General features: G+C 61.4%; 17 protein-coding genes. 4 read left to right on the top strand and 13 right to left on the bottom strand.

Annotated elements, in window-relative coordinates; translation table 11 throughout:
- Positions 1-144 precede the first annotated feature (144 nt).
- Entirely contained in the window at positions 145-1,059 is a 915-nt protein-coding gene (locus tag H1204_RS43925) for a LysR family transcriptional regulator (protein ID WP_180735263.1), read from the bottom strand.
- A gap of 65 nt (positions 1,060-1,124) precedes the next feature.
- Here H1204_RS43925 and H1204_RS43920 point away from each other — a divergent pair, with 65 nt between their 5' ends.
- From H1204_RS43920 to H1204_RS43910, 3 genes are all read left to right on the top strand, one after another.
- On the top strand, positions 1,125-1,886 hold the full coding sequence (locus H1204_RS43920; protein ID WP_346015802.1) for an LLM class flavin-dependent oxidoreductase: 762 nt from the start codon (positions 1,125-1,127) through the stop codon (positions 1,884-1,886).
- 577 nt (positions 1,887-2,463) lie between these two features.
- The gene (locus H1204_RS43915; protein ID WP_180735262.1) at positions 2,464-3,795 is read left to right on the top strand and encodes a DUF3422 domain-containing protein; all 1,332 of its coding nucleotides are present in this window, start codon (positions 2,464-2,466) and stop codon (positions 3,793-3,795) included.
- Positions 3,792-3,968 carry a hypothetical protein gene (locus tag H1204_RS43910; RefSeq protein WP_180735261.1) on the top strand — a complete coding sequence of 59 codons (177 nt, stop codon included), beginning with the start codon at positions 3,792-3,794 and terminating at the stop codon, positions 3,966-3,968. Before H1204_RS43915 ends, H1204_RS43910 begins: the two co-directional genes overlap by 4 nt.
- Before the next feature lie 935 nt (positions 3,969-4,903).
- Here the strand turns inward: H1204_RS43910 and H1204_RS43900 are convergent.
- The 10 genes from H1204_RS43900 to H1204_RS43855 all read right to left on the bottom strand — a co-directional run bounded on the left by H1204_RS43900 (position 4,904) and on the right by H1204_RS43855 (position 15,990).
- Positions 4,904-5,836, bottom strand: coding sequence for an amidohydrolase family protein (locus tag H1204_RS43900; RefSeq protein ID WP_180735259.1), 933 nt, complete (start codon positions 5,834-5,836; stop codon positions 4,904-4,906).
- A 2-nt stretch (positions 5,837-5,838) separates the two neighbouring features.
- Positions 5,839-7,161, bottom strand: a complete 1,323-nt coding sequence (locus tag H1204_RS43895) for an MFS transporter (protein WP_180735258.1) — start codon at positions 7,159-7,161, stop codon at positions 5,839-5,841.
- A 12-nt stretch (positions 7,162-7,173) separates the two neighbouring features.
- Positions 7,174-8,412 (bottom strand): MFS transporter, encoded by a 1,239-nt coding sequence (locus H1204_RS43890; protein ID WP_180735257.1) that lies wholly within the window; start codon positions 8,410-8,412, stop codon positions 7,174-7,176.
- The gene (locus tag H1204_RS43885) at positions 8,409-9,689 is read right to left on the bottom strand and encodes an MFS transporter (RefSeq protein ID WP_180735256.1); all 1,281 of its coding nucleotides are present in this window, start codon (positions 9,687-9,689) and stop codon (positions 8,409-8,411) included. The genes H1204_RS43890 and H1204_RS43885 overlap by 4 nt, the downstream gene beginning before the upstream one ends.
- Entirely contained in the window at positions 9,686-10,732 is a 1,047-nt protein-coding gene (locus H1204_RS43880; protein ID WP_180735255.1) for an amidohydrolase family protein, read from the bottom strand. The genes H1204_RS43885 and H1204_RS43880 overlap by 4 nt, the downstream gene beginning before the upstream one ends.
- A gap of 12 nt (positions 10,733-10,744) precedes the next feature.
- Positions 10,745-11,896 carry a porin gene (locus H1204_RS43875; protein WP_180735254.1) on the bottom strand — a complete coding sequence of 384 codons (1,152 nt, stop codon included), beginning with the start codon at positions 11,894-11,896 and terminating at the stop codon, positions 10,745-10,747.
- A gap of 44 nt (positions 11,897-11,940) precedes the next feature.
- A complete protein-coding gene (locus H1204_RS43870) occupies positions 11,941-13,320 on the bottom strand; it encodes an MFS transporter (RefSeq protein ID WP_180735253.1) in 1,380 nt (459 codons plus the stop codon).
- 72 nt (positions 13,321-13,392) lie between these two features.
- A complete protein-coding gene (locus tag H1204_RS43865) occupies positions 13,393-14,322 on the bottom strand; it encodes an SMP-30/gluconolactonase/LRE family protein (RefSeq protein WP_180735252.1) in 930 nt (309 codons plus the stop codon).
- Between the two features lie 22 nt (positions 14,323-14,344).
- On the bottom strand, positions 14,345-15,292 hold the full coding sequence (locus tag H1204_RS43860; protein WP_180735251.1) for an NAD(P)-dependent oxidoreductase: 948 nt from the start codon (positions 15,290-15,292) through the stop codon (positions 14,345-14,347).
- On the bottom strand, positions 15,292-15,990 hold the full coding sequence (locus H1204_RS43855) for an RraA family protein (protein WP_180735250.1): 699 nt from the start codon (positions 15,988-15,990) through the stop codon (positions 15,292-15,294). Before H1204_RS43855 ends, H1204_RS43860 begins: the two co-directional genes overlap by 1 nt.
- A 165-nt stretch (positions 15,991-16,155) precedes the next feature.
- Between H1204_RS43855 and H1204_RS43850 the strand changes: the two genes are divergently transcribed.
- On the top strand, positions 16,156-16,866 hold the full coding sequence (locus tag H1204_RS43850; RefSeq protein WP_180735249.1) for an IclR family transcriptional regulator: 711 nt from the start codon (positions 16,156-16,158) through the stop codon (positions 16,864-16,866).
- A gap of 24 nt (positions 16,867-16,890) precedes the next feature.
- Here the strand turns inward: H1204_RS43850 and H1204_RS43845 are convergent, their stop codons facing one another.
- Both H1204_RS43845 and H1204_RS43840 read right to left on the bottom strand, forming a co-directional pair.
- Positions 16,891-17,622, bottom strand: coding sequence for a helix-turn-helix domain-containing protein (locus H1204_RS43845; protein ID WP_180735248.1), 732 nt, complete (start codon positions 17,620-17,622; stop codon positions 16,891-16,893).
- 354 nt (positions 17,623-17,976) lie between these two features.
- The gene (locus tag H1204_RS43840) at positions 17,977-18,396 is read right to left on the bottom strand and encodes an ester cyclase (protein WP_180735247.1); all 420 of its coding nucleotides are present in this window, start codon (positions 18,394-18,396) and stop codon (positions 17,977-17,979) included.
- Between the last annotated feature and the right edge of the window lie 492 nt (positions 18,397-18,888).

Below are 18,888 nucleotides of genomic sequence, written 5' to 3'. Positions count from 1 at the left end.
TGACACTGTAGGAGGACGACGGGAATCGATAAACGAAACGGCGGGCAATTGACTGTTGCATTCTTGAGCAACAATCCATAACCATCTGTACCAGTCAAATCGTCGTGGTGATGAACTTTTGTGGGTCAACTTCGAACCGCGACCTTAGGGTACGAGCCAGGTTTGATTGAATGTAGCAAGCTCCTCAGAAAGCCACTGCGTGAAGACCTTCACGCGTGACGCCACGTAGGTTCGGCTCGGATAGAGCAACGATACTGGCCATGGTGTCGGTCTGTATGAGGCCAGGACTTCAACGAGTTGCCCCGACGCCAGATGTTCCTCAACCAGTATCCCCGGAGTCTGTATCAGCCCGAATCCAGCCACGCCGCAGTGAACGTAGGCGTTCGACTCGTTTACGCTGATGCTGGAGTGAAAGGTGGCCGAGGTTTCCTCGCCGTTGTCGCAGAAGCGCCAGGTCAATGGGCGGTTGTCGTGACCCGATAGAAAGTTGACCCGTCGATGCGCTGTGAGGTCAGAAAGATTCAGCGGAGTGCCGCGTTCCTCCAGATATCCAGGCGAAGCACATGTCAGCATGACGGCCGCTCCCACCCTACGTCCAACAAGGCTCGAATCGGGAAGCTCTCCGATTCGCAAAGCACAATCGACTCCCTCGGCGACCAGGTCAACGGCCCGGTCGGTCACGCCGAGTACAAGCTCGAGGCCCGGGTACAGGCGGTTGAATTCGCGCAGCCGGTCCAGAAACTTTTGTTGAGAAAACGCGGCTGGGAGGTCAATACGCAACCGGCCCAGCACTGTCTCGCCAGTCTGATTGAACATTGAGGTTGCATCGTTGACGCTGGCAAGAATTTCTTCTGCTCGCGCAAAGAACTGGTCGCCCTCAGCCGTCAGTTTCACGCTCCGCGTCGTGCGCTGGAACAGTCGGACCCCGAGGGTTGCCTCCAGTTCCTGGATGTAGCGCGTGACATGCGGACGTCCGACCTGAAGCACTTCAGCAGCATGTGTGAAGCTACCCAGTTCAGCGACTGCGCTGAAGACTTTCATTGCTTGCAGAAATTCCATGGATCCCTCTGAGCGGTGTCCAGCCCGACAGACTGCTATCAGTATTGTTCGCCTGACAGGCAACAATTCATTCAATCCTAGCTTATTTATCGCGGCGGCGGAGAGGCGAACAATCACACGAACAGCGGCTGGGGTTTCTCCAGCACATAACCGAAACCTCACACTCTTCAGTCGTTCAACATGCTCACCGACCGCCATCCAGATGTTCAATCCAGGGGGGGGCCGCGTCTGGCACCCACTCGGGATTTTCGAGGACGTTTCAGCCCGGCAAGCTGACGCTCGGGGTCATTGCTCCGCTTGAGGGGTACCCGAACAGCGCTAGCCCGACGTTGAAAGACCACGAACACCCTGCCCGTGCGATAGACGAAGCCGGCTTTGCGACCATCTGGCTGCGAGACGTGCTCTTCTACGACCCCAGTTTTGGAGATGCAGGCCAGATGCTGGACCCCTTCGTCTATCTTGGGTTTCTTGCCGCGGTCACGCGAAACATCGCGCTCGGTACCGCAGGCATCGTGGCTCCGTTGAGAGATTCGATGCACCTCGCCAAACAAGTGGCGAGCGCCGACGTCTTGACGAATGGACGCCTCCTTCTCGGGTTGGCCTCGGGCGACCGACCGGCGGAGTACCCTGCGTTGAATATTGACTTTGACTCGCGCGCTTCACGCTATCAGGAAGCCTTCGAGGTGGTTCGATGTCTGACGGAGACGGATTTCCCTCGCATTGCCACGCAACACTCTGGGCGGTTGGACGGCGGCCTCAACCTGCTGCCCAGGGCTTCTGGCAGCCGGCACGTTATGGATTGTGACGACCGTCACGAATTCAGATGAGTTTGCGAATTGGGGTGGGGTATCCCATTCGTTCTAAGCGTGATCCTGGTATTCGTAGGCATGTCGATCCGACGCGCCGTCACTGAGCCAACAGCAAGTGCAAATCGAGCGGAGAGTTTGCCCGAGCAGAACGTCCGGTTCGGGAAGTATTTGAATCGCATCTCGGAAGCCTGCTGGTGGCGGGCGGTGTGTGCATAGGAAGCGACGTGTTGTACGCGATGGTCGCCACATTCAGTCTGACCTACGTATCCCAGGTTCTGAAGCTGCCTAGACCGATAGCGCGCACCGGGGTTCTGGCGGGTGCGGCCCTACAGCTGTTTTTGATACCTGCGCGCGGTGTCGAGCGCATCATCAAGCTCAGGTGGGACAGGGACGTGCAATTGCTCGAGAGCCGACAATCAGTGCCCTTATCGTCGGGTGGACCCATGTTGCTCGACCGGAACTGCATCAGAAAATCTGAAGCCTTCGATCAAAACAATGAGATTCTCTTGTTGACGTACTTCTGCCAAAGTTGTCGCCAGGATCCGCGCCGCGGCATCAACTGCAACCTGAGCTCGAACCCATGAAGACAATGGTCATGGATCATCCACTGCGAGCCGAGCTGGCCGCAGAACTGCATGCCCGCCCGTTCCTCAAACTGGCGGAGTCTGTCGCGCTGACGCACTACGCCGTCTACGCGGAACACAATCCATCGATCCACGAAACGGTATTGCGAGCGTTGTGCCGTGACTCTGGACTCCCGCCTCCCGCGGATGGCATGACGCATTATTCCGTGCAGTCGTCGTTTGGGTGGCATTTGAAATGGGAGCGTCACACAGAGTTTTCCACGTTCACATTCGTCATTCCGCGAAATGACGCTGACTACTTCAGTGATGTTGCAATTGAAGGTATTCCCGCAAACTGGTTCGAGCAGATTGCTGGCAACCGGTTCGTCGCCTGCCGCATGGAGTTGCTGTCAGGAGACCATGCCCGTACGATCCGCGAAGCACCCTCGCAGTGGATCGACGGCCCAATCCTCGTAGGCAGCAGCGTGCTCGGCGGAGGGCGGGCGTTTTGCGACTGGAATGTGCGCGCGGATGGCTTCATGCGTTTCCTCGTTATCGACGAGGGCTTTCGGGAGGAACAGGGCGGGCGCCTGCTGCAGCGGCTCTATGAAATCGAAACGTACCGGATGATGGCCCTGCTGGCACTGCCAATCGCTCGAAAACTGGGCAGGGACCTGGACGAGATTCAAGCCTCGCTTCAATCCCTGATGCAGAGCATGGACTTGCCTGGCGCGGACGGCGATGATTCGCAGCTGCTCGTCAAGCTCACACATCTCGCGGTTCGTCTTGAATCCCTGTCAGGATCCGGCGCACGCTTCAGCGCTTCACGTGCATACGAGAAAATAGTTCTCGCCCGAATACAGGAGTTGCGGGAAGAGCGGATCGAGGGCATGCCGACGATTCAGGAGTTCATGGAGAGGCGCTTCGCTCCCGCGATGGAAACATGTCGCAGCGTCTGGGCGCGTCACGAACAGATCGCGGCCCGAATCGCACGCGCCGTCGATCTGTTGCGCACGCGGGTCAATCTGGCACAGGAGAAGGACGTTACCCGCCTGCTCGCCGGAATGGAGCGGACGGCGCGCAACCAGTTGCATTTGCAGCACGCCGTCGAAGGCCTATCGGTAGCAGCGATTTCCTATTACATACTGTCGCTGACCGGCGCGGCGTTTAAGGCGTTGCACCTGCTTGATATACCGATTCAGCCTGAACTCGCCGAAGGGATCGCGATTGGACCGGTGGTTCTCGCCGTAATTGCCATCACACGACGCACCCGACGTCGACTCGCGAAGGATAAAGCGAGCGACGGAAGATACGTCATGCACCCATTGAATTCGTCCCCGATACATCAACCGGAGCATCCATGACGCACCCCGAAATGAGCCACACGCAGGAGCACATGCGTCGTTCTTCCGAAGAAGAAAAACGCAGCCATGTCTCGTCCTACTTTCTGGCGCTTCGAGAGCCAACAATGTCGCTGGCGTGCGATCCGAACGCCCGGCCCGATGTCACCACAGCCGCGATACTCGGTTACAACTAGCGTCGAGGCCCTCTCCCGGGACGCAGTGGGATCAGTAGATTTCCAGGGTACGTGGCATCCCGCTAACGGCACGCTTCAATTAGCGATCGAAGCACCCGGAAATTGAGCGATACATACGACTCGAGCGACACACGCGCTGCATGTCCGCACCCGGGACTCGGTCACCATTGTTCGAGAAAGCGGCACTGGGCAGTGTCGTGGTACCAAAAAAACCGCCGGGTGTTGTTACGCCGGGCGGTACGCGATTTCCTTGAAAAATAGTTGCAGTGTTAAACCATGACACATTGGCGATGTCTGTCTGACTCCTGAATCGAGATCGGCGAAACAGCAGAAGCGCTCTCGCTGAAGCACCTCTGCCGAATCCAGTCAGAACTTGTGTCGGATACCAATGCGTGCGAGCACCTGGTGGTCATTACTCGATGATGACGATCAACGGTCTTGATTGCCCGATTCAGTTCGGAAGGAGAAGCGCGCAGCGATGCTTGTCACAGCGGCGAGCAAATGACCTTCGTCGCGAATGGCCAGATGGAACTGAAGCTAGAAGCGCGATCAGTGTTGCTTCGAGCCGGGGAATTTGCCCAGTTCCCCGGCCGTCTTGGCCATCGGTTTCACGCAATAGAGGCTGGGACGTAAGTGCCGGTGATAATCAGTAACCTTGACACGGTTGCATCTATTTGACGGATGTGTCAGCGAAAGCTCCCGGCGGTTAGCTAACGCCATAGCGGACCGATTGACTCGTGTTCCCATCGCCGTCCAGCGGCGCGATTCCATCAAACTATTGCGTCGATCGGTTGAATCCGCCGGTTTCGAGCGGACGTTCGGAAGCGGCGCACCGTCAAGCTTGAGGCAACAGTCGTCTGGCAGTCGCTGAAACGCCGCGAGCGCGCGACCAAATGGCCATTTCGATTCCCTCGCGTCGCGACATTTGCTCTGCGCTATGCAAACCGGTACAGCTTCGCCGGGTTGTCGATGAATATCAGATACTGCCAGTCCGGCCGCCCGATCCAACCCGCGATCGTGTCCAGCAAGCTCGCATCATCCGGCTTGTCGGTCTTCTGCGTCGGGTGGGGCCAGTCGGTGCCCCATAGCATCCGCTCCGGTGCCATGTCGATCAGCGTTTTCGCGACGGGCGCAACGTCTTCATACGCGGGCGCGCCCGTCTTGCTGTCGACGTACGGCCCTGACAACGTGATCCACGTATTGCCTCTGTCGACCAGGCGCCGCGCGGTGCGCAATGCGTCCGAAGACAGCCCGCCCGGCTGCGGAACATGGGCGATATGGTCGATGACAAGCGGGCAAGGCAGCGCGGACAGATGACGCTCGAGTTCCGGCAACCTCGCGCCCTGCACCACCAGTTCTATATGCCAGCCGAGATTCGCAATGCGCGCAGCAAGCGGCGCAAGCATGTCGAGCGTCGCCGCACCCGGATAACTCAGGTTGAAGCGAATCGCGCGTATGCCGCCGCGATCCAGGTTCTGCAGTTCAGCATCGCCCACCGAACTGTCGATGACGGCAACGCCGCGCGCGTTGTCGCCGAACTGTCTGATGGCTGCCAACGTCCAGCGGTTATCCGTTCCATAGGTCGACGGCGTGACGACCACATTGCGCCTCACGCCGAGGCGCGCCTGCAGGAGCCGGTATTGCGCGACCGTCGCATTCGGCGGACGCAACGTCGTGCCTGGCGCAACCGGGAACCGATCGTCGTAGATATGCATGTGACAGTCGATGGCACCCTCCGGTAACCTGAACGCCGGCCGTTCCGTGCCGCTCGACCACGACTCTTCGGCACCGACCAGCGTCGGCAGCGATGCAGACATCAGCGCGGCGCCAGCAGCCTGGAGAAATTCGCGCCTTGTTGTGATTCTCATGTTCAGATGGTCTCCGTCTTGCCAGCGAGACGGTTTGCCGAACTATTGCGCGTTAGCAGCAACAGGGTTGCGACGCTCACGAGCGTGAGGATGGCGAGCGGCATCAATGCCAGCGCGTAGCTTCCCGTCGCATCCTTCACCCATCCGTAGACGTTCACCATCAGTCCGCCGCCGAGCAGATTCGCGATTGCATTGACCGTCGCGAGACCTGCTGCCACGGCGCTGTTCGACAGCATGTCAGTGGCCAGCGCCCAGAACGGGCCTTTGAACGAATAGGCGCCGACGAGCACCGCGCACAGCATGCAGATCGTCGGCAGCAGTGAGCCGCTCAGCGACGTCGCGAACAGGCCCACGCCGATCAGCAGCATCGGCACAACGGTGTGCCAGCGGCGCTCGCCCAGCCGGTCCGAGCGACGGCCCCAGTAGACCATCAGCACGGAAGCTACTGCGTACGGAACCGAGTTCAGCAAGCCCGTTTGCATGACGGACAGGCCAAAGGACTTGAGCAGTTGCGGCTGCCACACGGACAGCGTGCTGCCCGCCGCCGACGCACACGTATCGACGAGAGCGAGACACAACACATAGCGATTGCGGAACAGTTGTGCGAGCGGCAGCGACGGCACCTTCTTCGGCGCCTTGTGCCCGCTGACAAGCGCATTGACGAGCCATGTCCGTTCGTCGTCGTCGAGCCATTTAGCGTTCTCCGGCTTATTGGTAAGCAGGAACAGACAGGCAACGCCGAGCAGCACCGTCGGAATGCCCTCGAGAATGAACAGCCAGTGCCATCCGCGCAAACCCCAGAAGCCGTCCATCTGCAAGAGCAGCGCCGAGATCGGTGAGCCGATGAAGCTCGCGGCCGGAATCGCGACCATGAAGGTCGCAACGATGCGAGCACGGTACGACGCCGGAATCCAGTACGACAGATAGAGCAGCACGCCCGGGAAGAAGCCTGCCTCGGCGGCGCCAAGCAGGAAGCGCAGGAGGTAGAACGTCGTCGCGTTATGCACGAGCGCCGTCGCGGCCGACACGATGCCCCACGTAATCATGATCCGGGCAATCCAGATTCGCGCGCCGTATTTTTGCAGCGCGAGATTGCTCGGCACCTCGCAAAAGAAGTAGGAAATGAAGAACAGGCTGCTGCCGAAGCCGAAGACCTTTGCCGACATGCCAAGGTCGTGATTCATCTGCAGGGACGCCATGCCCACGTTGCCCCGGTCGATAAAGGCAAGCAGGTAGCACACCATCAGAAAGGGAATGAGTCGCCAGACGACCTTTCGTATGGTCCGGCGCTCGATCTCGGACTTGTCCATGAATCCAGTTTGCATCGTCGTCTCCGTTTATTGTGCGCCTGCGCGCTGATTCGTGAATCGTTGCCACGCAATGACGGCGATGACGCCGCTGGCGAGCACCACCGCCATGGCTGCGAACGTGTGCCGCACGCCTAACGCTTCGGACGCGGTGCCGACGAGCAGATAGCCGAATGGCATCGTGCCGTTGTAGGCCATTCCATACATGCCGACGAGCCCGCCGCGCACGTGTTCCGGGCATTGCCGCTGGATGGTCGCGTTCGTCGACGTGGCCGCGAAAGTGAGGCTGAAGCCGAGTGCGTAAAACGCCGGTATCGTGGCTGCCGAGTCGGACGTCGCGGCGAGCAACGCGAGGGCGACGACAGCCGTCCACGGCGCCCACGCGATGAATCTTCGCGATGCCAACGGGCCGATCGCCGACGACAACAACACCGCCGCGCTCAACGAACCCGCGCCGGCGCACGCGAAGAACACGCCGGTAAAGCGAGCCGCGTCGTGAAACCCCTGGTCTGCGAGCAGCGGCACGAGCGTCTGATAGCTGCCGGCGAACAGACCGACGCACGCGAGAATCGGCAGATAACGTGCGGAGAACGCATCGGACATCACGTAGCCAACCGCGTCGCGCAGGCTGCTGTCCGCACGCGCCGGCCGCGTCGTTGAGGCCGTTCTGATCGAACGCACGCACGTCGCCATGAAGCACAGCGCCAACGCATAAATCACAAACGATGTTCTGGGCCCGAGTGTTGGATAGACGAAGCCCGCAACGGTCGGACCGACCATGCGGCCGACGTTATAGACCATCGTGTTCATCGCGACGGCGTTCGACGTATGCGACGGATCTTCCAGGCTCGTGAGCAGCAGGACCTGGCGCGCGGGCGTCTCGACCGCGCTCGACACGCCGATGGCGAGCGCATGCGCGAGTATCAGTTTCACGCCGAGTACACCGAGCATCGATAACGTGAAAAGACTGCCCGTCAGTACCAGCGACGTCGTGAGCACGCACAGCGTCGCGCACTTCGCGTTGGCCGAACTGATCCGCGAGCCGGCCAGCGGCGCGACGATCAGTTGCGGCCCGTACAGCAGGAAGTTGAGCAGCGCGAGAATCGCCGCGGACCCCGACAGGTGATACACGAGCAGGTTCAGCGTGACGTTCTGCGTCCAGCTTCCTAGTACGGACGCGACCTGCCCGCTCAGATATCGTCGCAGCGATGCCTCAGCAAGGGCCGGAAACAGTCTGCTGACAAAGCTGGGTTGTGCCGCCGTCGTCACGACAGCGCCTTGCCGCGCGTTTCGGGCGCGGAAAACACAACCACGGCGGCGGCGATGAACGCGACGATCGTCGTCGCGAGTCCCAGCGCGAATCCGCCCGACGTCGACGCCAGCGCACCGATGATCAACGGTGCGATGAAGCCGCCAAGACGGCCGCCGTTATATGCGAGGCCCATCAGAAATCCGCGCGATGCCGTGTTGCCGATGATCTCCGCCAGGAACGGACCTGCCCCCGCGAAAATGCCGTTCACGCTAAAGCCGGTCAGAAAGATCGCGGCCATCAGCAATAGCGCGTCCGACGACAGGATGTACACGCCCACGGCGGCAGCCCCGACCAGCAGATAGGCGAGGAACATCGGCCGTCGGCCGAGCCGGTCGACGAATGCCGAAAACAGCAGAAACCCGCTGATCGCGCCGAACTGCAGCGCAAGCACGAACTTCAGGCTATGCACGAAGTCGAGATGCTTCACCGTGACGAGAAACGTCGGTGTCCACGTGAAGACGCCCCAGTAAAGGTATTGCAAAAAGAAGATGAATCCGAACGCCGTCAGCAGTCCACGCACATTGAGCTTGTCGCTGCTCGCCGCGCCCACATGCTGAACCGACGACGTTGCTTGCTTGCGCTCCAGCCAGAGCGGCGATTCAGGCGTTTTTCTTGCGACCCAGAAGAGGATGAAAAACGGCGACGCACCGATCAGAAAAAGCAGCCGCCAGCTGTTTCCGCCAAGCCCATCGTTCACGCCGCTGACGATGCCCGAGATGGTGATGGCGAGAATCGCGCCGATAGGCAACCCCATCTGCATCAGTGCGCCGCCCTTGCCGCGTCGGCTCGCGTGCCACGTCTCGGCAATGAGCGCGGCGCCCGCCGTCCAGGTGCCGCCCATGCCCAACGCGCCGAAGAAGCGCAACGTCGCGAACCAGTGCTCGTTCGGTGCAAACGCAATCAGCCCCGAGAACAGCGAATAAATCCCGACGCAGAGCAGCGCGGTGCGCACGCGCCCCAACCGGTCCGACACATAGCCGAACAGAATGCCGCCGATGATCTGCCCGGCCGCTGTGATGCTCGTGAACAGCCCGAGTTGCGCCTTGCTCAACCCGAACTGAAGAGCAAGCGTCGGCAGCAGAAGCGAAAGCAGGAACGAGTCATAGCTTTCGAACGTCCAGCCGAGTCCCGCTAGTGACAGCGAGCGCCACTCGGTGCCCGTGATGTTCCTTAATCCTTTGGCCTCAGCGCCATTCTTGAATTCGGTTGCCGCAACAGTTGCGCTCGTCTTCATGTGTTGTCTCCAGGAATCGCGAGTCGATAAGTGGCCGCCGCAGTCCGGCTGAAGAGCGCGGCTTTTTCATCGACGGACATTGCGGACGCGAGTCTTTTGAAGGCGTTCCACAGCACGCCGTAACTGAACATCCCTTTGTCGACGGGAAAGTTGCTTTCGAACATGCAGCGATCCACGCCAAACAGTTCGATGCAGATGTCGAAGTATGGGCGCCACGCGGAGGCCAGTTCCTCCGACGACGGCGGACGCTCGCGCGTCGCGAAGTCGAAGCCGAACACATTCATGCCCGCGCCGCCGAGCTTGATGCGCGTGTTGGGCAGGCTCGCAAGGCGCGCGAGTTTCTGTTTCCACTCGGCATGAACAGCCGCACGCTGACCGGCATGCGGACCCACGCCCAGCGGGCCGCCAAAATGATCGATGACGACAGTCACGTGGTCCGCCGCACGTGCGAGTTCATAAAGGTCGTCGAGTTGCGTGTGATAGACCCACGCGTCGAGCGACAAACCGAAGCGGCCGAGCGCCCCGACACCCTGCCGGAAAGCCGGATTCGCCATCAGGTCGCGCGGCGGCGTCACCGGGCTCGAACTCACCTCGGGGCTCGCATGCCACGCGAGCGGATTGCGGATGCCCCGCAAGCACCCGCCGGATACCTGCAGCATCGCTTCGAGCACGGCATCAAGTTCCGCGCCCAACGTCAGATCCGCGCCGCCGACGATCGCCTCGCAGCAGCGCGCCGGCCCGTGCGCACCGCTCGCGAACATCGCGGCGATGCCGTTGGCGAACTCCACTTCGCCAACGGGCTTCATCGCATCCGGACCGTGCTCGCGCAACATCGAGCGGCATTGCACGTAGACCGTCGACACGACGCGATGCCCGCTGGCCACATCCTTGCCGAACTCATCCGCGAGATATCGCCCGCTCTGGCGATCCCACAGGTGATGATGCGCATCGACGATGGCAAGCGCCGGTTCGAGCACCGGCTCGTCGCGAAGCGCGAGCCACTCAGGCCGAACGGGCAAATGAGGCGCATGGACGATCTGCATGACATTCGCCTCTTAAAACTTCTGGCGCATGCCGATGACTACGCCCGTCTGGTTGTATCCGGCCGCGACCGTTCCATAACCGTTCACGCCAAGCGCCGAGCCGCCTTTGTTGCGCGCGAAGCCCGCCGTCGCGTAGACATCGGTACGCTTCGACAGCAGGTAGTCCGCGCAAAGCACGGCGATCCACGGATCGGCGCTGGTCGAATGCACGTCCTGGTAGTAGGCCGTTGCCGTCAGCACGAATGCCGGCGTGGCAAAGAACTGCGCGCCCGCCCAGTAGAGGTTCGCGGCGCTGGCTTCCGAGCCGTTTGCAACGACGATCGGGTTCGCAGGAACAAAAGCATTCGACGCACGCAGATAGCGATAGCCCGCGAAGCCCTTCACCGGTCCAATCTGATACGAAGCGGCTGCCGTTGCGCGACGCTCAGTCCCCGTGTTGGTCGCGACCGTGTTGCTGTTGCGCTGCTCGTACGACACGCTTGCCGCGAACGGCCCTTGCGCGAAGGTCAGCGCGCCGCTGAAGAAGCGCCCGGTGATTTCCGCACCCGGCACTTCGGAGCCATAACCCGTGTCGTAGCGCGTGCTGTACATCGCCTGTGCCGTCAGCGGCCCGAATACGCCCGTGTACTTCGCAGAGTTGTCGATCCGCGCGGCCATCGCGTAGTCGAGCGACAGCACCGAGTAGCGCGACGATGCGCCCATCGGATCGAAGGCCACCGCCTGTTCGTAGAGCAGCGCGTTCTGCCGGCCAAAGGTCAACTGCTGACTTTTATAGGCAAGCCCGACCCACGCCTGCCGGCCGAATAGCCGGGCAGTCGTTGCAGCGTTCGCACCAAGACCTTTGGTCGATTGAGCGGTCGTGCCGTCATTGATGTTGAAGCCGTTCTCCAGCTGGAAAATGGCCTTCATTCCGCCGCCGAGGTCTTCAACGCCCTTCAGTCCCCAGCGCGAACCGGACAGGTTGCCCGACACTTCGCGCGTTTGTGCGCCGCCAGCACTCGTATTGTTGATGTGCTCGATGCCAACGTCCGCAATGCCGTACAGCGTGACGCTGCTTTGCGCATGCGCGGCGCCGCAGGTCAGGCTCATGCCGGCGGCTGCGAGTGCGCCGAGCATCAGGCGGGAATTCGTGTTGACGTTGTGGCTGGCTTTCTTGAACAGCATGGAGTCTCCAAACAGTGTTTATGGATTGGTTTTGAATGCGTGGATCACACCTTGTGGGCTGAAGGCGCTTCGCCTGCGTCAGCGCCTGGGTCGCCGAGCCACGCGATGGTCAGCGCACCGAGCAGCAGCACACCTGAGACCGCGAGCAGCGGCACGGTGAAGCCGCCTGAAACCTGCTTGAGCGCGCCGATCATCGAGGGACCGACGAAGCCGCCGAGATTGCCCACCGAGACGATGAGCGCGAGACCGCCGGCAGCGGCTCGCCCCGTGAGGAAGCCGGATGGAATGGCCCAGTACGTCGCCTGGAAAGCGAGAATGCCGCTCACTGTGAAGCACAGTGCGATCAGCTTGAGCACGGGCGTGTCGATGAACGCGCTCGCGCACAGCGCGACGGCCGAAACGACCAGCGCGCCAGCCACATACGGAATGCGGTTCTGCGAGCGATTGGCGACGCGAGCCCACCAGAGCATCACAACCGCGCCGATTGCGTACGGGATCGCCGTGAGCCAGCCGACGACCGCGTGCTCGACGCCGAACTGCTTGATGATTTGCGGCATCCACAGACCGACGCCAAGCGACCCGACGATGCCGCAGAAGTTGATGAACGCGAGCACGAATACGCGCCAGTTGGTCATCGCGTCGCGCAGGTTGCTGCCGTGACGCGCGCCGATGTCACCTTGTTCGAGCGCAAGGCGCTTCGCAAGCGAGGACTTCTCTTCGTCGCTCAGCCACTTCGCCTTTTCGGGGCGGTCAGCCAGCACGAACAGACAGGCGATGCCGAGCATCACAGCCGGTACGCCCTCGATCAGCAACAACCACTGCCAGCTGCGCAGCCCGTGCAAACCGCCGAGTTCGAGCAGCGCGCCTGAAACGGGCGACCCGATCATGTTCGCGACGGGAATGCCGACGAGAAACGCGGCAGTGACCTTCGCGCGCCACTTGCCCGGAAACCAGTGCGTGAAATAGAGGTAGATGCCGGGCGTGAAGCCCGCTTCGGCGAGACCGAGCAGGAACCGCGCGGCAGCAAAGCTCTTCGGGCCAACAACGAACGCTGTCGCCATCGAGAAGAGACCCCACGTGATCATGATGCGTGCGATCCACACGCGCGCCCCGACCTTCTGCATGATCAGGTTGCTCGGAATCTCGAAGAGGAAATAGCCGACGAAGAAAAGCCCTGCACCGAAGCCGAACTGCTCTGCCGTCAGGCCGAGATCCTTGTTCATCGTCAGCGCGGCGAATCCGACGTTGGTCCGGTCGAGATAGCTGATGACGTAGCAGATAAAGATGAACGGCAGGATTCGCCGGAATGCCTTGGCGAGCGTGCGCTCGCTGGCCGCGTAATCCTCGCTCGCAATGCCTGGAACGGGCTGCGCTTGTGCGTGCCGCGTGGCGCCGTCGGCACGAAGGGTGTGCGACATGGTCATGTTTGCTCCTCCATCGCGCTTCTGTCGGCGCGACATATTGATGTATGGCGGGCACTCAGGCCCGCCAGGCGATCAGACGGTCCGCTTCGCCCGCTTGGGGAGCGGCCCGGCAATCGTCATGTCGGCTTTGAAAACTGTTCCCGAAACGGATTCGGTCATGAACAGCGTCTTCATGTCCGGGCCGCCGAAACACAGATTGGTGAGCGAAGCGCCTTCCGGGCTCGTCAGGATTTCCACTGGTTCGGCGCGATGGTTCAGTACCCACGCGCGGCCGAGCCCCGGGTTCGCGACGAAGAGGCGACCCTCGGTATCGATGGTCAGACCGTCCGGACCGCTCGGACCGTAGGACGTGAAGAACTGCCCGACCTTGCTGACGGAACCATCGGTCTGAAGCGGCACGCGCCACACGCAGTTGCCGCGCGTCATGCCGACGTACAGAACCTTCTCGTCGGGCGACAGCACAAGTCCATTGGGGCTCGGGCAATTGCCGAGCAGCATGTCGAGCTTGCCGTCCGCCGACAGCCGGTACACGCGGCCCGTCGGATCGTGCAGCCCCGTCTGCCCCTGATCGGTGAAGTAAAGGTTGCCGTGCGAATCGAACGTGAGATCGTTCACGCCCCTGAAGCGCTCGGAATTGCGCCGCTCGAGAAACGGACGCACTTCGCCACGCACGATGTCGAGCAGCATCAGGCCGTTGCGATAGTCGGTGATGAGCAGATGCGAATCGTCGAAACGCTTCATGCCGTTCGGCTCGCCGTCGTACTGCACGACCATCTCCCACTCGCCCAAAGGCGAAATCCGGAAGACGCGGCCATGTGGGATGTCGGTCACGAACAGATGGCCGTCCGGGTCCCATACCGGGCCCTCGAGAAACGAGTCCGTGGCGAGGCCGCCGCGATTCGCACGTGCCCAATCGGTCTGAATATCGGGTTTGCGGAATTTCTCCGGCATACGCGTGAAGACTTCGGCTGTGCGTACTTCGGGCGAGACGAGATAGAACATGATGGGCCTTCTCTTGCGGACTTCAGGCTGCGTTGCGGGCGTGTTCTTCGACGACGGCGAGCACATTGGCGGCGGCGCCCTTGCCCATGTTTACGTACGCGGCATCGCTCACGCCGCCGATATGCGGCGACAGGATGGCGTTCGGGATCTGCTGGAACGGATGCGGATTCGTCATCGGTTCGACGTCGAAGCTGTCGAGACCGGCGCAGCGCAACTGGCCGCTTGCGAGTGCCTCGGCGAGCGCGGCTTCGTCGATCAGACCGCCACGCGCCGTGTTGACGAGAATCGCGCCGCGCCTGAACCGCGCGAGCGTGTCGCGGTTGAGCATCTGGCGGTTCTCCGCCGTCAGCGGGCAATGCAGCGAGACGATGTCAGAAGCGGCGTACAACTCGTCGAGCGACACCAGCTTGACGCCAGCCGGCGCTTCTTTCGCGTACGGATCGAACGCGAGCACGTTCATGCCGAAGGCCGCACCGATCGCTGCCACGCGTCGGCCAATCGCGCCCAGTCCGACGAGGCCGAGCGTGCGCCCATCCAGTTCGATGGACTTATGCGTGGATTTGTCCCAGTGACCTTCGCGCATGCGCGCATCGAGTTGTGGCACGGACTTGGCGCACGCGAGGATCAGCGCCCAGGCGTGCTCCGCCACGGCGGCCGCGTTGGCACCAATGGCCGCGCGCACTGCGATACCGCGCGCGGTTGCAGCCGCCTGATCGATCACGTCAATGCCGCTGCCGTGCTTCGATATCACCTGCAGGTTTTCGGCGGCGTCCATGATGCGGGCGTTGACCTTGCCGTATCGAACGATGATCGCGACCGGCTTGTGCCGGGCGCACAGCGCGACGATGTCGTCTTCCGTAGGCTGCTTGCCCGCGAACACGATGTCGAACTGGGTCAACATGTCGAGCGCTTGCGGCGCAAGGTCGGCCGCTGTCACGAGGACGACGGGTTTATGCGAAGCCGTCTGCATCACAGCGCCTCGCCTTCGGCCAGCATGCCTACTGCACGCAGCTCTTTCTCGATCCAGCCCGGACGCACGTCGCCCTTATGGATCGCCGCGATACGCGCGGTTTCTATGTCGAGCTTCTTCTGTGCGAGATCGACGATGCGTGCGACATCGTTGCGCGGAACGATGACCACGCCGTCCGCGTCAGCGACGACGAGATCGCCCGGATTGACGGCAGTGCCGCCGGCCGAGATCGGCACATTCACCCGGCCCGCGACGCTTTTGGTCGGGCCGCAGGGATTGAGGCCCGCCGCGAAGATCGGGTAGTCGCCGTTGGCCAGTTCGTGCGCATCACGCACGGCGCCATCGATGATGATGCCCGCGATGCCGCTCGCCTTTGCCTGCGTCGCCATGATTTCGCCGATCAGCGCGCAGGAGAGATCGCCCTTCCCGTCGACGACGATCACGTCGCCCGGCTTCGCGATGGACAGCGCGGCGTGGATGGCGAGGTTGTCGCCCGGACGGACTTCGACCGTGACGGCCGGACCCGCGACTTTCATCTTCGGCGACAGCGGCTTGACCCGGCCATGCAGCGTGCCGCGACGGCCCGCGACGTCAGCGAGGATCGCTGCCTGATATCGGCCAGCTGCCTCGACCAGTTCCGGCGACACGCGTTCGATATTGCGATGGATGGAGGAAGTAGCTGCGGACGTCGTGCTCATGGATTTCACCTCAGTTCGTGAGTTTTACTGTGTACAACTATGGTGTACAGCGTGAAATCACTATAGCCAGCGAAGACACGTCGGACCACTAGCGTTTACCCTTTTACGGTATAAACCGACGTTTTACTGTGTACAATCTAGGGAAATGAACGACTGGAGGCAGGAATGGGAAACGAGGGAGTCGTCGCTGTCGAGAAAGCACTTTCGCTTTTGGACTGCTTTAAACCGGGTGCCGAGTCGCAGTCACTCGCGATGCTCTCGCAAGCGGCCGGCATGCACAAGACGACGGTTTATCGACTGATGAACTCGCTGGAGCGAATGGGTTATGTCGTGCGCGCGCAATCGGGCAACTATTCGCTCGGGCATCGCGTGCTGTACCTGGGGAAGCTGTACGAGCAGTCGTTCCATCTGTCCACGGTGGTGGAACCGGCGCTGCACGCGCTGGCGGCGCTGACCAGGGAAAGCGCATCGTACTACGTTCACGATAATGGACAGCGGCTTTGCCTTTTCCGGGCCGAGCCGTCCGAAGGTCTGCGTGAAACGCGGCTCGCGGGGACGACACTCCCGCTCGACGACACGGCGATCAGCCAGGTGATCCGTTTCTGGGGACTTGGCGAACCCATTTACGACAAGCCGCCCGCACTGCCGATCTTTACGGCGGGTGCGCGCGACGTCCACACGGCCGCGTTCGCAGTACCGATCTTCGGCGCGGGCGACAAGTTCATGGCGGCGCTGACGCTTTCCGGTCCTGCGTCGCGCCTCAGCGCGGCACACACGTCAGGCGAACTGGATCGACCGCAACTGGATGCGGCCGCTGATCTATCCCGGAAGCTTGGGGCTAGTGTCGCGTTTTGCGAGAATGTCTACGGCACCTGATTGCCGCTTCAAGGAAGACATAGTTCAGGTTGAGGAATCGTTCGTCGCCTGGATATAGATGCGCTCGCACAACTTCGCGCTGGCGCCCAGCCGCCGCGACAGATCCATCGCGGCACCGACGTGCCGTGCGACGGACGACCCGTCGGTACGTGCCGCTTCCAGACTCGATGCCGCGCCTGATAGCGTCAGGGCAGCAAGGAACTGATCGCCGGCGCCGAAGATGGGCATCGCGGATGCGGCAGTATGCACATTGCGCGCACCAGACTTGAATATCGGAAGAGTCGGAAAGCGATCGAAGACCGGCTCTTTGAGTCCCCAGTATCGCAGTACGTCGCTGGTAGGCGTGTTGTCGAAATCTCGCAAATCGCCGGGGACTCGCGTGATACGCAAACCCTCCGCCGGGTCGACCCTGAACAGACAGAGCCATCTGCCGCGCTCGACGACAGAGTAGGACGCGCTTGCGCCCGTCGCCGTGGCAAGCTCGCGCAAGATCGGCTCGACAACGGCAGACAGGCGAAACGACTGCTCATAGAGCTTGCCGAGATAGTGCAGCCGATGCCCGAGAGAATAGACGCCTTCACCCGAGCGAACGACGTAACTCTTACGCTCGAGCGAGTTCATTAACCGATAGACCGTAGTGACGGGTATGCCCGTCGCCTTGGCAAGCACTGCCAGAGATAACGACTCCTTGCCCGGTTGGAAGCAATCGAGCAGCGACAACGCTTTTTCGACCGCTGCAACGCCCGTATTGCTCAACGATATCTCCTCGTCTCAGCAGTTCTATGGATTTTCTCGACCAGTTATAGTTGAGATGGACGCGCGACATTTTAAAGAATGGACCGGTCGCATGTTCATCGTCGCCCGGTGCACCATCCTAATTCAGACCGTGGGCCGGTGTCGAAGCTGACCGGCCATCCGAATGTCATCGAGAAGGCGCGGGTCAACGGCCGCTCATGGCCCCGCATCCAGTCGATCAACGATCGAAGCTTTCCATAGACTGAGACCGACCCACTCCCGTCATTCGTACCCGCCCCCTAGACGACAGCTTCCAGGATACCTGCGGTCATCGGTGCCAGCGTGCCGGCCGGCGCGTGCTCGTCCATCTCGGTTTCAGTGGCCCGGTGGGAGAACCGCGCCGAGTTGTATCATCAGTCCGAGCATGTCCATGATGATGCGGGTTTCCTTAATCCTGCCGTCCTGAATGCGGTCGACGACCATGCCCCAAACCCTTACCAACTGCCCCGTAGCAGGCACGCCGAGGAACTCTCCCCGGTGAGTGCCCGTCCACTCGAAGCGGGTCAGCACGCGGTCACCCTCGGTGAGCTGTTCCTCGATGTGCCAGTGCATATCCGGGAACGCGGCCCGCATCCCTCGCAGGACATCCTTGAGACCTTGGAGACCGGGACCTTGGCCGGGGAAGGGGACGTGCTCGACCATGTCATCCCAGACAAGCCGGTCGGCGGCATCGATCCGCCCCTGGTTCAGGACCTCCTCAACAAACTCGCGAACAACACCGCTGATCTCGTGCATAGAATGATGGCCTCCTGCCTGTCGGTGGAATAAATGGACCGAGCCTAGCCGGTCCCCGGGTGGGCCACAGTGTTGAGGTTTCTGCATACGGCAGACACCCGATGAATCCAATTTTAGTGGGCTCGACTGGAAGCCGCGCGGGGTAGCACGTCGAACCGCGCAAGCGTCCAGTTCTCGGACGCGGGTAGCCGTCAGCTATCCGGGCAGGAGCCGACGTTCAACCGGCTGGTCCATAGATTGGCCGAATGGCCGTAGATGGCCGGTTGCCATCAACTGCCTTCCCAGCGAACTTTTCCGGCTCCCTGAGAGCACGCCTGGGTGCTAATGATGCGGATCGCTGGACGCAAATCCGCGCCTAAGATCGTCGCTGCGGCACCTTCAGAGATTCAATGGTCAGTTGGAGGCGCGTGTCTACCGGATGTATGCGGCGTCTTCCGCCGCATCACTACTTTACGGGACGTCTCGGATCGCCCCTAAACAGCCACCCCGTTG

The organism is Paraburkholderia sp. PGU19, assembly GCF_013426915.1.
Classification (GTDB): Bacteria; Pseudomonadota; Gammaproteobacteria; order Burkholderiales; family Burkholderiaceae; genus Paraburkholderia.
Note: the sequence above shows the minus strand (reverse complement) of the source record. Positions and strands in the feature narration are given on the sequence as shown.